Annotated in this window: 10 protein-coding genes; 4 read left to right on the top strand and 6 right to left on the bottom strand. The window is 73.4% G+C overall.

Annotation, left to right across the window (positions count from 1 at the left end; all coding sequences use genetic code 11):
- Positions 1-161 precede the first annotated feature (161 nt).
- Entirely contained in the window at positions 162-2507 is a 2346-nt protein-coding gene (locus ABZY57_RS07950; RefSeq protein WP_356509273.1) for an AfsR/SARP family transcriptional regulator, read from the top strand.
- Positions 2508-2706: 199 nt separating this feature from the next.
- On the opposite strand, the gene ABZY57_RS07955 is transcribed toward ABZY57_RS07950, so the two are convergent.
- Together ABZY57_RS07955 and ABZY57_RS07960 are read right to left on the bottom strand one after the other, a co-directional pair.
- Positions 2707-3612, bottom strand: a complete 906-nt coding sequence (locus tag ABZY57_RS07955; RefSeq protein ID WP_356509275.1) for an alpha/beta hydrolase — start codon at positions 3610-3612, stop codon at positions 2707-2709.
- 328 nt (positions 3613-3940) lie between these two features.
- Complete coding sequence (locus ABZY57_RS07960; protein WP_356509277.1) at positions 3941-4633, bottom strand: metal-dependent transcriptional regulator; 693 nt, start codon at positions 4631-4633, stop codon at positions 3941-3943.
- A 269-nt stretch (positions 4634-4902) separates the two neighbouring features.
- On the opposite strand from ABZY57_RS07960, the gene ABZY57_RS07965 reads away from it, so the two are divergent.
- The gene (locus ABZY57_RS07965; protein ID WP_356509279.1) at positions 4903-5658 is read left to right on the top strand and encodes an SIS domain-containing protein; all 756 of its coding nucleotides are present in this window, start codon (positions 4903-4905) and stop codon (positions 5656-5658) included.
- A gap of 65 nt (positions 5659-5723) precedes the next feature.
- Here ABZY57_RS07965 and ABZY57_RS07970 read toward each other — a convergent pair whose 3' ends face one another.
- The gene (locus ABZY57_RS07970) at positions 5724-7034 is read right to left on the bottom strand and encodes a PAS domain-containing protein (protein WP_356509281.1); all 1311 of its coding nucleotides are present in this window, start codon (positions 7032-7034) and stop codon (positions 5724-5726) included.
- Between the two features lie 304 nt (positions 7035-7338).
- Here ABZY57_RS07970 and iscB point away from each other — a divergent pair, with 304 nt between their 5' ends.
- Positions 7339-8907 carry an RNA-guided endonuclease IscB gene (gene iscB, locus ABZY57_RS07975; RefSeq protein ID WP_356509391.1) on the top strand — a complete coding sequence of 523 codons (1569 nt, stop codon included), beginning with the start codon at positions 7339-7341 and terminating at the stop codon, positions 8905-8907.
- Between the two features lie 261 nt (positions 8908-9168).
- On the opposite strand, the gene pdxH is transcribed toward iscB, so the two are convergent.
- On the bottom strand, positions 9169-9792 hold the full coding sequence (pdxH, locus tag ABZY57_RS07980; protein ID WP_356509393.1) for a pyridoxamine 5'-phosphate oxidase: 624 nt from the start codon (positions 9790-9792) through the stop codon (positions 9169-9171).
- 237 nt (positions 9793-10029) lie between these two features.
- Between pdxH and ABZY57_RS07985 the strand changes: the two genes are divergently transcribed.
- Complete coding sequence (locus tag ABZY57_RS07985) at positions 10030-11136, top strand: citrate synthase 2 (protein WP_356509283.1); 1107 nt, start codon at positions 10030-10032, stop codon at positions 11134-11136.
- Positions 11137-11264: 128 nt separating this feature from the next.
- On the opposite strand, the gene ABZY57_RS07990 is transcribed toward ABZY57_RS07985, so the two are convergent.
- Complete coding sequence (locus ABZY57_RS07990) at positions 11265-11894, bottom strand: TetR/AcrR family transcriptional regulator (protein WP_356509285.1); 630 nt, start codon at positions 11892-11894, stop codon at positions 11265-11267.
- Positions 11882-12625: an enoyl-CoA hydratase family protein gene (locus ABZY57_RS07995; protein ID WP_356509287.1), complete on the bottom strand. Its 744-nt coding sequence runs from the start codon at positions 12623-12625 to the stop codon at positions 11882-11884. The genes ABZY57_RS07990 and ABZY57_RS07995 overlap by 13 nt, the downstream gene beginning before the upstream one ends.
- Positions 12626-12797 lie beyond the last annotated feature (172 nt).

A 12797-nucleotide genomic window follows, 5' to 3' on the forward strand; every position in this document is an offset into this window, starting at 1 on the left:
CCCCGCGGCCCCCCCCGCCCCCGCCCGCCCCGCCCCCCCCCCGGGCCGGGCCCGGGGCCGGGGCCCCGGCCCCCCCCCCGGGCCGGGCCGCGCCCGCCGGTGCGACCGGCCCCGTGGAGGGGCCCGGGCCTCGCGGGCGGGTCGGCAACCTGCCCGCCCCCGTGAGCTCCCTCGTGGGCCGCGAGGAGGCCGTCGCCCGGGTCTGCGCGGCGCTCGGGGCCGGCCGGCTGGTGACGCTCACCGGGCCCGGCGGCGTCGGCAAGACGCGGCTCGCGCTCGCGGCGGCGGTGCGACGCGAAGCGTCCCACCCCGACGGAGTGTGGTTCGTCGAACTGGCAGGCGTCCACGAAGGGTCGGTGGCCGAGGCGGTGGCCGTCGCGCTCAGGGTGCGTGAGGACGGCGCGGACGGCGGCTCCCTGGAGGAACGGCTCGCCGAGGCCTTCCGGCGGCGCTCGGCGCTGCTCGTACTCGACAACTGCGAACACGTCCTCCCGGCCGTCGCCGCCCTTGCCGAGCGGCTGCTGCGCCAGGCCCCCGGCCTGCGCGTCCTGGCCACCAGCCAGGAGCCGCTCGCGCTCTCGGGCGAGGTGCTCGAAGTGGTCGCGCCGCTCGCGGAGCGTCAGGCCGTGGAGCTGTTCGCGGCCCGGGCGGCGGCCGCCGCCCCCGGCTTCGTCCTCGGACCCGGTACCGCCGAGGCCGTCGCTCTCATCTGCCGCCGGCTGGACGGCATCCCGCTCGCGCTGGAGCTGGCCGCGACGCGGGTGCGGGTGCTGGGGGTGGAGGCGCTGGCGGAGCGGCTGCACGACCGGTTCCGGCTGCTCAACCAGGTGCGCCGGGACGCCCCGGCGCGGCAGCGAACGCTGCGCGCGACGATCGACTGGAGCTGGGATCTGCTGTCCCCGGCGGAGGCGACCGTGCTGCGCCGGCTGGCGGTGTTCGCGGGCGGGTTCACGCTGGAGGCGGCCGAGGAGGTGTGCGCGGGCGGCGAAATCCCGGCCGGGGAGGTCCTCGACCTGGTCACACGACTGGTGGACTGCTCGCTGGTGGCGGTGGCGTACGGGACGTCCACCGACGGCGGCCCGGCGTACGGGGCGTCGACGTCCACGGGCCCGGCCCACGGGACACACGCCGCCGGGGGCGCGGCCCAAGGGGACGCGCGCCTGCGGCTGCTGGAGTCGGTGGCCGCGTACGGGCTGGAGCGGCTCGAAGCCGCCGGGGAGACGGCCGCGATCCGGCAGCGGCACGCGGAGTACTACACCGGGTTCGCCGAGCGCGCGGCCGAGCACCTGCACGGACCCGGGCAGGGCGAGTGGCTGCGCCGGCTCGACCGGGAGGGCCTCAACACCCGGGCCGCGCTGGAGCACACGGGGGCCGGGGAATCGGGGCGGCGGCTGGTCGGCGCTCAGTCCTGGTACTGGTTCCTGCGCGGCCGGATCCAGGAAGCCACCGAAGCCACCGCAGCGGCGGGGGCCACGGCCCTGCACGCCGCCTTCGCGCTGCTCGGCGGGGACGACAGCCACCTGGACGCCGACTTCTCCGGCGCCGACCTGCGGGGACAGTGGCTGCTGGCCTACGCCCGGTGCGGCTTCGGATCCGGCGTCCTGGAGGACGAGCTCATCCTCTTCCCCGATCGGTTCCGCGCAACCGGCGACCGGTGGGGCGAAGCGGTCGCGCTGCTCACCCTCTCGACGCGGGCGCTCTACGACGGCGACCTCGCGGAACTGCGCCGCCACGCGGAGGCGGCCGCCGCGGTGTTCACCGAACTCGGAGACCGCTGGGGCCAGTTGCAGACGTCGGAGCAGCTCGGCATCCTCGCCGAGGTGACCGGGGACTACCCGGCCGCGGCGCGGCTGCACGAGGACGGCGTACGGGACGCGCGGGAACTGGAGTTGTGGACGCACGCCTCCTTCCGGCTGGCCCGCCAGGGCCGCGTCGCGCTGCTGACCGGTGACCTGGCACGCGCGGCCGCGCTGCACGAACAGGCCCTGCTGCTGGCGGAGGAGCAATGCCACCGCCCGGCCGAGCAGTTCGCGGCGATCGGGCTCGCCCTCGGCGCGCGGCGCGGCGGCGACCTGGACGGCGCCGAAGCCCGGCTGCGGCCGTGGCTCGACTGGAACCGGCGGCTCGGGGTGGACTCCGGAGCGGCGCTGATCCTGGCGGAGCTGGGGTACGTGGCGGAGTTGCGGGCCGACCCGGTCACGGCGGAGTCCCTCCACCGGGAAGGCCTCGCGGCGGCCCGCCGCACCGGGGACCCCCGCGCGCTCGCCCTGGCGCTGGAAGGCCTGGCGGGGATACTCCCGCCCGCCCGGGCGGCCTCCCTGCTGGGCACGGCGACGGCGCTGCGCGCCTCGGTGGGCACCCCGCGCCCCCAGGCGGAGCGCACCGACACCGACCGGGCGGCGGCCCGCGCCCGCGCGGCGCTGGGCCCGCAGGCCTTCGCGGCCGCCTTCACGACGGGCGAAGCCCTGCCCCTGGAGGAACAGCTCATCCTCCTGAACGCCCGCTGACCTGGCCGGCCCCGCGCCTAGAACGCCGTCCGGCGGCTGTCGGCCGCCGGCCGCCCGCAGCACCCGGCTGCGCAGGGCCCCGTAGGGCCTCACACGGCCCCTCGGGCGGCCGCGCGACCACGGGGAGCATCCAGCCACCACCCGGGCCCCCAGCCGCCCTTACCGGCTCACCGGGTCCTGTCCGAGCCCGGAGCGCCCCTCACGCCGACGCCTTGATGCCCTCCAGGAACGGCTCCACCGCCGCCCGCCAAGCCGCCGGGTGGTCGTAGTGGAGGTAGTGGCCGGCGTCCGGGATCTCCGCGTACTGCCCGGCCGGCAGGACGCGGACCATCTCCTGCGCCTCGGCCCGGCCCAGCTCGCCGTCCAGGCCGCGGACGACCAGCGTCGGGCAGCGCACCTGGGCGAGCTCCTCCCAGTGCGCGTCGTGCACCCACGTCTCCCGCGCGGTCAGCATCTGGCGGCGCGAGAACAGCGGGCGCCAGCCGTCGTCGGCCTCGTGCATGACCTCCGCGAAGAACTCGCCCCGGCCGGGGTCCGGGCGCTCCACCCGCGGGTCGTCCTCGCCGAACCAGCGCCGCGCGGCGTCCTGGGTGGGGAACGGCAGCGGCCAGTGGCGGAACCATTCCTCCCATTCCTGCTGCGAGGCCTCCCCCAGCGCGGACGCCCGCATGTCGCAGATGACCAGGGCCGCCACGAGATCGGGGCGGCGGGCCGCGAGCTGCCAGGCGGTGAGGGCGCCCATGGAATGGCCGATCAGCGTCACCGGCGCGAGGCCGAGCTGCTCGACGGCCGCTTCGGCGTCGGCCACGAAGGCCTCGCGCCCGTAGGCGACGGAGCTGCCGGGGCCGGTGTTCGGGGGGCGCTCGCTCTGGCCGTGGCCGCGCTGGTCGAGGGCCACCACGCGGCGGCTCGCGCCGAGCCAGCGGGCGGTGCCCGTCCAGTGGAAGGCGCGGCCCATCAGGCCGTGCAGTAAGAGGGCCGCGGGCTCACCCGACGGCGACCGTGACGGCTCCGCCCGCGACTGCGGCTCCGCGGCCGCTTCGTGGAACTCCCAGGCCGCCAGGCGTACGCCGTCGGCCCCCGTCACATCGAGGCGTCGTACCACCGCAGATGCACCCCCTTCGCTCCCGGCCACAGTATCGAACCCGTATTCGAAAACCGGGTTCTCACCGACAACACCGCTCTTTCGAGTGACCTTGCTCAAGGATTGACCGCCGCTGCCGATGGAGATCCTTTCAACAGGGAGGCGGGCCGCTCGGGGAAGACGGTCCGAAGGGATGACCTTGAGAGCTCGGGGCTCCAGGTCAAGCAGGGGAGGACCGGTCCCGGCGCCGTAAAGGCGCCGGGACCATCCATACAGATCCACACCGGTCCGCATCGGCCGACACCAGTCGGATTCGCTCGCAGCGGCGACCCGTTCGAACGTCCGTGCGTCAGCGCTTCGCGACGAACACGTGGGAGGCGATGTCCGCCTCCAGCTCCGCGGCCTCGCCCCCGCTGCCGACCAGCACGCCGCCGGGCGACTCGGTCACGCTGACCACCGAACCGGGCTGCACGCCCGCCCGTCGCAGCGTGTACATCAGCTGCGCGTCCGTCTGGATCGGCTCACCGATCCGGCGGATCACCACCGTCTTGCCCTCGACGCCCGGGTCCAGCTCGGAGAGGCTGACCATGCCCTCCTCCAGGAACGGATCGGCCTCGGCCTTCTCCCCCAGCTCCTCCAGCCCCGGGATCGGGTTCCCGTACGGCGATTCGGTCGGGTGGCGCAGCAGCTCCAGCACCCGCCGCTCCACCGCCTCGCTCATCACGTGCTCCCAACGGCAGGCCTCGGCGTGCACCTGCTCCCACTCCAGACCGATGACGTCGACGAGCAGGCACTCCGCGAGGCGGTGCTTGCGCATCACGCGCGTCGCCAGCTTGCGCCCCTCGTCGGTCAGCTCCAGGTGCCGGTCGCTGGCGACCGCCACCAGGCCGTCGCGCTCCATCCGCGCCACCGTCTGGCTCACCGTCGGACCGCTCTGGTCGAGCCGCTCGGCGATACGGGCGCGCATGGGGACCACACCTTCCTCTTCCAGTTCGAGGATGGTGCGGAGGTACATCTCCGTGGTATCGATCAGTCCGGACATTCGTGCCCCTCGGATTGCGTGCGCTGGCCCTGCCCCCAATTCTGACCCATCGCGCCGACAACCGTCCCGTGTAGGACGTCAAGGGCCGTACCGGACTGCACCGAAACGCCCCTCGCGCCCCTCTGGGCACTTCTTATTACACCGCCCACCGGGCCTTTCGCCCTCTGGATGGAAGTTCGTATTGACACGCCCTTGGTCCAGACCGCACGGTGAGCGGCGGACACGGACGACCACCTCACCCAACTCCCACCCCGGAAGGCCATCGGCGTATGAGCGAGAGCAAGCTGGCCGGTCAGTTCTTCGACGCCGCGATCGGCCTCCTGGAGCGGGTGCGGGACGAGGAGTCCGCCCGCATCAACGAGGCCGGGACCGTCATCGCGGAGGCAGTGGCCACGGGGAACAAGCTCTTCGCCTTCGGCGCCGGGCACTCCTCGCTCCCCGCCCAGGACGTGGTCTACCGGGCCGGCGGACTCGCCCTGATGAACTTCCTCGCCGTCCCCGGCACCGTCGGCATCGACGTCATGCCCGCCACCCTCGGCAGCGCCCTGGAGCGAGTCGACGGCCTCGCCGGCGCGGTCCTGGACAGCAGCCCCGCCGGCGACGGCGACGTCCTCGTGATCATCTCCCTCTCCGGGCGCAACGCACTGCCGGTCGAGATGGCCATGAACGCCCGCGCGATCGGCCTCAAGGTCATCGGCGTCACCTCGGTGGCCTACGCGACCGGCACCAGGTCCCGACACGTCTCCGGGACCTTCCTCAAGGACCACTGCGACATCGTCCTCGACAGCAAGATCGCGGTCGGCGACGCCGAGCTCACCCTCGACGGAATCGAAGCCCCCTTCGCCCCCGCCTCCACCGTCGTCACCAGCGCGATCATGCAGGCGGTCATGGCCGCCGCGGCCGGCGAACTCGTCGCCCGCGGGGTCGAGCCGCCGCTCCTGCGCTCGGGCAACGTCGACGGCGGCCACGAGTGGAACGGCCGCGTCATGCAGGAGTACGGCGACCGCATCTTCTTCCGCCACTAGGCACACGCGGCACACCGGCCGCTCCGGCGCCCCCGGCACACCGGCCGCTCCGGCCCGGGGGCTCCTCAGCGCCACGCCAGGTCCAGATCCGCCGCGACGCGGGCCGCCACCTCCTCCGCGTACGCCGCGTCCGCGCGCTCGAAGGCGGCCCGGGACGGCCCCCGCAGGAACGTCAGCGTCCCCAGGCTCCGGCCCCGGCTGCGCAGGACCGTGCACAGGGCGTGCGCCGAACCCTCGGGCCAGCGCCGGGTGCCCGCCCAATCCCCGTCGGCCTGCCCGCGCGGCGAGCTGGCCCGCACCGACCCGGCCCGGTCCAGCGCCTGCAGCGCCGGGTGGCCGGCCTCGTAGCGCACCGGGATCGCCCCGGGCTCCGGCAGCCCCGGCAGGCCGGGCGGGGACGCCGCCCAGCGCAGCAGCCGCGCGGGCGCGGGGTCCCGTAGCGGCTCCAGTACGTCCACCAGCACGTGCTCGGCGAAGCCCGCCAGCGCGAACTCCAGCCGTACGGCCGCCGCCTCGGCCGGGTCCTCGCACTCGGCGGCGGCCCGCCCGGCCCGGTACAGCTGATGGGACCGGAACCGGAGCTGCGCCGTGTCCAACTGCGCCTGGCGGGCCTCGGTCACGTCCTGGAACAGCAGGGCGACCCCGAGCGGTACGGGTTCCTCCGCGAGCGGCGACGCCAGACGCAGGAACCCGCACCGCCAGCAACGCCGCCGCACCCCCTCGGGGCCGCGCACGGACACCCACAGCTCCGTCGGAGCCGGGGGCGCCCCCTCGGCCAGCACGTGCTGCAGGGCCCCCTCCAGCTCCTCCACCCCCTGCGCCAGCAGCTCCCCCAGGGGCCGCCCGAGCAGCACGGTGCGGCCGGATCCGAAGGCGCGGGCGGCATGGGCGTTGACCACGGCCGGACGCAGATCCACGTCGACGAGCACCACCCCCCAGGAGGCGTCCTCCATCAACGCCTCGCTCAGCGCGATGGAACGCTCCAGGTCGATCTGCGCGTGTACCTCGCTGAAGGCGCAGTACACCCCGGCCGGTTTCCCGTCGGCGCCCGGCACCCCCGCCGACTGGGTCCGCACGAGCACCCGCCCGCCGTCCTTGGTCAGCAGCGCGAACTCGTGCACCTGCCGACCCGGCACGTCCTGGGCGGCCATGAGTCTGTCCTGCACGTCCTGCGCGTCCGCGGCGCGCACGGCCCACCCCGCGAACCCCTTGCGCCCCACGGCCTCGATCGCCGACCACCCCAGGATCCGCTCGGCCTCGCGGTTCCAGTGGGTGATGACGCCATCGGCGTCGAACGCGCACAACGCCGCGTCCATCCCGTCCAGCAGCGCTGCGAGCAGATCGTCGGCGGTCTCATCACGTCCGGATGCAGTCACCTGGGCCCCCTACAGGTGTTCGCGTGTGCGGCACGTCACGTCATTGAACTGGAACGTGACGCAGCCCACACTGCATTCTCCGAATTCTCCGGAAACGCCCGCCCGAACTTTGTGCCGCGCCGATGACACACGTTCGAGGGAACCTCGACTCCACGTCGAACCAGCACCTGGTTCGTCCCGTAGCGTCGCGGTCACACGAGAAGGGAGGCCACTCGCTCCGTATCGCGCTGAGTGGCCAGCTCAAGTCATCACGATCACCGATCAGATGGGGTGTGCATCGATGACTACGTTTCCTGCGGGCGAGATGACCCACCGGTCTGTGCTTCCTCAGCAGGCCGCTCTGGAATCCGTGGGAGCAGACACCCCTGGGAGCAGGGACGAAACGGCTCACGGACTCCCCGCCGCACGGCGGGGAACCGGCAGGGAACATGAGCGAGGGGAGACCGGCGGGGCCCACACCAAGCCTCGTCGGCGACACGCCGTTCCTGCGGCCGAGGCCGCGGGAACGGCAGAACATGGGAGCGGTGACGTTCCCCTCGGGTTGGGCCGGGTCTTCGTCCTCGCCAAGGGCGGCGAACCTCTGATGCCCTGCCATCCGGCCCGCGCCCGCGAGCTGCTCGCCGGCGGGCGGGCCGTAGTGGCCCGCCGTGCGCCCTTCGTCATCCGACTAACCCACAGGACCCACAGCGAATCCCAGGTGGACGGGGTGGAGGTCCGTATCGACCCGGGGTCCAAGCGGACCGGCATCGCTCTCTCCGAGGACAGGACACAGACGCGCAGGGACGGTAGGAGCGTCTCCGTCCGCCGGGGACTGGTGACGGTCGAGCTCCGCCACCGCGGTACGCAGATCCGGGACGGGATGCTGCGTCGCGCGGGCTACCGCCGGCGACGCCGTTCGGCCAACCTTAGGTACCGGGCACCGCGGAGCGGGAACCGCACCAGGCCGCGCGACTGGCTCCCACCCTCCCTCCTGCACCGGGTGGACTCCACGCTGTCCCTCGTACGCCGCCTGTGCCGGTATGCGCCCGTCACCGCGATCCATGTCGAACGGGTGGCTTTCGACACCTGCGCCATGGCTGGGGCGGAGTACCGGGAGGGGACACTCGCGGGCACCGAGATCCGCGCCTACCTGCGTGACTCGTGGGAGCGGGCCTGCGCCTACTGCGGGGCCTCCGGTGTGCCCCTCAACATCGAGCACATCCGGCCGCGCAGCCAAGGAGGATCCGGGCGAATCTCGAACCTGACCCTTTCCTGCGTCCCCTGCAACAAGGCCAAGGGGACGCTGCCCGTCGAAGTGTTCCTCGCCAGCCGGCCGGCGCGGCTCCGGCGCCTCCTGGCCCAGACGCAAGCGGACCTCCACGACGCTGCCGCCATGAACACGACCCGCAATCGGCTCGTCGAGGCCCTGTCCACGCTGCAGCGGCCCTTGCACTGCTGGTCCGGAGCCCGCACCCACTGGAACCGGACGGCGATGGCGCTGCCGAAGAGCCATACGCTCGATGCGCTCCTGACCGGACATCTGGACCACGAGAACGGTGCCGTGCTGGTCCGCGTACCGCAGCAGGTTCTGGTGGTGACGGCGACCGGCCGTGGCTCGTATGCCCGGACCACTCCGGACCGGTACGGATTCCCTCGTCTGCTCCGCCCCCGGGTCAAGCAGCACTACGGCTTCGCTACGGGCGATCTCGTCCGGGCGGACCTCGCACGGGGCAAATGGCCGGGCCGCTGGGTCGGGAAGATCGCCGTGCGGGCCAGTGGCCAGCATCGCCTGACCACTGCGACCTGCAGGTTCGACGTCAGCCACAGGAACCTGCGCCTCCTGCAACGCGGCGACGGCTACACGTACACAATCTCTCCGGAAATAATCGGTTGAGCCGGGGCCCACACGCTCCTAGGCTGACGCCACGCTCAGAAAGGAGGTGCTCCGAAGTGATTTCCACTCGGACAAGCGAGGTGACTGCGGGCTAACGCCCGTCGTCCACGCACCCAGTGCGGTGCCGGCGCAAGCGTCGGCCAATCCCAAGCAGTCACCCGACCCGCGAGCTCGCCGGTACGTCCGGCCGGCTTCCCCCACTGCAGGGGGGAATCCCGAGCTCGCGGGTCGTCTGCGTTGTCGGCGCCCGTAGCGGCCCGGCTACGGGCAGAGGCGTTCCACGTGCCACTTCCCGTCCTCCAGGACGTACCTCAGGCGGTCGTGGAGGCGGTTCTCGTGGCCCTGCCAGAATTCCACCGCGTCGGGGACCACCCGGATCCCGCCCCACTGCGGGGGAACCGGAACCTGTTCGCCCTCGGGGTAGCGGGCTTCGAGTTCCGCGTAGCGGCGGTCCAGTTCCGCGCGGGAGGCGATCACCGTGGACTGGTCGCTGGCCCAGGCGCCCAGCTTGGAGCCGTGCGGGCGGGAGCGGAAGTACGCCGCCGTCTCGTCCCGGCCGACCCGGGAGGCCGTGCCCGTGACGATGACCTGGCGGGCGATGGGGTGCCAGGGGAAGAGCAGGGAGACGAAGGGGTTGGCCGCCAGTTCTCGGCCCTTGCGGGAGTCGTAGTTCGTGTAGAAGACGAATCCGTGCGCGTCGAACTGCTTCAGGAGCACCGTGCGCGAGCTGGGGCGGCCCTCCGGGGTTGCGGTGGCGACGACCATCGCGTTGGGTTCGAAGACGTTCGCCTCCGCAGCGTCGCGGAACCAGCGCGCGAACTGGCCCATCGGCTCCTCGGCGAGGCTCTCCTCGTCGACGAGGTGGGAGCGGTACTGCTTGCGCATGTCGGCAGGGTCAAGGTGCTGATCGGTCACGCAGTCATCCTGCCCCAGCGGCTCGTCCGCCACTGTGCCGTATGTCACGCTTCCCCGCGCCAAGCGGAACGGACAAAATCTTGGGGCCGGTCCGACGGTCCCGAACGGATGACCATCGGCCGTGCCGGGCATCAACGGGGATGACCGCGCCGGACCGCGAATCACGCCGGGAACCGCGCGTGTTCGCACTATTTGAGGAGCCGCATGATGTCCGACTTCGTACCCGGTCTCGAGGGAGTCGTCGCGTTCGAAACGGAGATCGCCGAACCCGACAAGGAGGGTGGGTCGCTGCGATACCGGGGCGTCGACATCGAAGACCTCGTGGGCCACGTCTCCTTCGGGAACGTCTGGGGCCTGCTGGTCGACGGTGCCTTCAACCCCGGCCTGCCGGCCGCCGAGCCCTTCCCGATCCCGGTGCACTCCGGTGACATCCGGGTCGACGTGCAGTCCGCGCTCGCCATGCTCGCCCCCGTGTGGGGGCTGAAACCGCTCCTCGACATCGATGAGCAGACCGCCCGTGACGATCTGGCACGGGCGGCTGTGATGGCGCTGTCGTACGTCGCCCAGTCCGCGCGCGGCCAGGGACGGCCGATGGTCCCGCAGAGCGAGATCGACAAGGCCGAGTCCGTGGTCGAGCGGTTCATGATCCGCTGGCGGGGCGAGCCCGACCCGCGTCACGTCAAGGCCGTCGACGCCTACTGGACCTCGGCCGCCGAGCACGGAATGAACGCGTCGACCTTCACCGCGCGCGTCATCGCCTCCACCGGCGCGGACGTCGCGGCCGCGCTGTCGGGCGCGGTCGGCGCGATGTCCGGTCCGCTGCACGGCGGGGCGCCCTCGCGCGTCCTCGGCATGATCGAGGAGATCGAGCGCACCGGCGACGCCGTGGCGTACGTGAAGAAGGCCCTGGACAAGGGCGAGCGGCTGATGGGCTTCGGCCACCGCGTCTACCGCGCCGAGGACCCGCGCGCCCGCGTGCTGCGGCGTACGGCCAAGGAGCTGGACGCCCCGCGCTACGAGGTGGCCGCCGCGCTGGAGAAGGCCGCCCTGGAGGAGCTGCACGCGCGCCGTCCCGACCGGGTGCTCGCGACGAACGTGGAGTTCTGGGCCGCGATCATGCTGGACTTCGCGGAGGTCCCGGCGCACATGTTCACCTCGATGTTCACGTGTGCCCGTACCGCCGGCTGGTCCGCGCACATCCTGGAGCAGAAGCGCACGGGCCGCCTGGTCCGCCCCTCGGCCCGCTACACCGGCCCGGGCGTGCGCAACCCGCGCGAGATCGCCGGCTACGAGGACATGGCGGAGACCGCCTGAGCGGTTCGAGCCGTGTGAGTGGTCCGAGTGTGTCTGCCGCGTCGGTCGTCCCCGCACAGGGCCGCCGCTCGTGACGACGGGCGCCGTATCCCCCGGGGGTGCGGCGCCCGTCGCGTTCGCGGGGGGCGTCAGCCCAGTTCCGAGTCGAGGATCCGGGCCCACTGGGCGACCACCCGCGCCCGGCGGGCGGTGTCGTCGGTGAGGACGTTGGCCAGGCCCAGGCCGCGGGCCATGTCGAGCATGCCCTGCACGGTCTCCCGTACGCCCGGTACGGACTCGTCCGCGCCCAGGAGTTCCACGGCGATGCGGTGGGTCTCGCGGCCGACGCGGGCCTCCAGCTCGGCCACGCGGGGCCGCAACTGCTCCTCGTGGGAGGCCGCGACCCACAGCTGGAGTGCGGCACGGAACATCGGGCCGGTGTACAGGTCGATGAGCGCCCCGACCACCTCGGCGCGGGCCGCCGCGGGACCGCCGCGCGGGAAGAGGTCCAGGAGGGCCGTCGAGCGCACCTCGGCCATGTACTCGACGGCCGCGGTGAACAGTTCCTCGCGGGTGCGGAAGTGGTGCTGGGCCGCCCCGCGCGAAACGCCGGCGCGTTCGGCGACCACGGCGACGGTCGATCCGGCCCAGCCCTGTTCGGCGAGGCAGGAGACGGCCGCTTCCAGGAGGTGGCGGCGGGTGACCCGGCTGCGGGCCTGCTTGGGGCCGGTCGGGCCCGTCTGGCCGGCTTCGCCGGTGTCCGTGGTCAGCGTAGCCATGACGGGGCCCGTCGTTCGAAGCGGGCGCTGATGCCCTCGCGGGCCTCGGCGGAGGCGAAGTGCCGGGCCGACAGCTCGGTGAGGGCGGCTCCGTCCCGCTCCAGGGCGGCCCGTACCGGGGCGGTGACCAGCCGTTTCGTCGCGGTCAGGGCCTCGGGGCCGGCCTTGAGGAGGCCTTCCAGGACGGGGGCCAGGACCTTGTCGACGTCGGCGTCCGCGGTGTGGAGGGTGAGCAGGCCCATGCGGGTGGCTTCGGCGGCGTCGAAGACCTCGGCGGTCAGGAAGTAGCGGGCGGCGGCACGGGGGTCCAGGCGCGGAAGCAGCGGCGCCGAGATCACGGCCGGAACCACGCCGAGGTGGGTCTCGGTGAAGGCGTACGTGGACCCGGGCCCGGCGGCGGCGATGTCGCAGACGCCGAGCAGCCCGAGGCCGCCCGCGCGGACGTGGCCGGTGACCCGGGCCACGACGGGCTTGGGATGTTCGGCGATCTCCCGGAGCAGGGCCAGGAAGTCGGCCGGGTCGCAGGGGGACTTGAGGTCGGCTCCGGCGCAGAAGGTGGTGCCGGTGTGGGTGAGGACGACGGCACGGGTCGCCGGTGTGGTGGCTTCGGCGGCCAGGGCTGCGCGGAGTTCCTGGACCAGGGCTGCGGAGAGGGCGTTGCGGTTGGCCGGGGAGTCGAGGGTCAGGGTGGTGAGGCCGGGCGTGCGCGCGGCGTGGACCAGTGGGGGCATGTCTCCTCCGGAGGGGGTGGTCGGGCGGTCGGGATCCCCTCCGGGGAGGGTATGCGGGTCGCCTGCGGCGGGGCGCAGTGGGCTGCGATGGCCTGCGGCGGGCTCCGGTGGGCCTGTGGGTGCGGGTGTGCCGCTGCGCGGGGCGCGGGGTCCCCTACCCGCCCTTCCCCCG

The organism is Streptomyces sp. NPDC006450, assembly GCF_040612195.1.
Classification (GTDB): Bacteria; Actinomycetota; Actinomycetes; order Streptomycetales; family Streptomycetaceae; genus Streptomyces.

Excerpts from the sequence above, each read along its gene's own strand:
- ABZY57_RS07960 (WP_356509277.1), bottom strand. The coding sequence starts at position 4,633 with ATGTCCGGACTGATCGATACCACGGAGATGTACCTCCGCACCATCCTC.
- ABZY57_RS07965 (WP_356509279.1), top strand. The coding sequence starts at position 4,903 with ATGAGCGAGAGCAAGCTGGCCGGTCAGTTCTTCGACGCCGCGATCGGC.
- iscB (WP_356509391.1), top strand. The coding sequence starts at position 7,339 with ATGACCCACCGGTCTGTGCTTCCTCAGCAGGCCGCTCTGGAATCCGTG.
- pdxH (WP_356509393.1), bottom strand. The coding sequence starts at position 9,792 with ATGCGCAAGCAGTACCGCTCCCACCTCGTCGACGAGGAGAGCCTCGCC.
- ABZY57_RS07985 (WP_356509283.1), top strand. The coding sequence starts at position 10,030 with ATGTCCGACTTCGTACCCGGTCTCGAGGGAGTCGTCGCGTTCGAAACG.
- ABZY57_RS07990 (WP_356509285.1), bottom strand. The coding sequence starts at position 11,894 with ATGGCTACGCTGACCACGGACACCGGCGAAGCCGGCCAGACGGGCCCG.
- ABZY57_RS07995 (WP_356509287.1), bottom strand. The coding sequence starts at position 12,625 with ATGCCCCCACTGGTCCACGCCGCGCGCACGCCCGGCCTCACCACCCTG.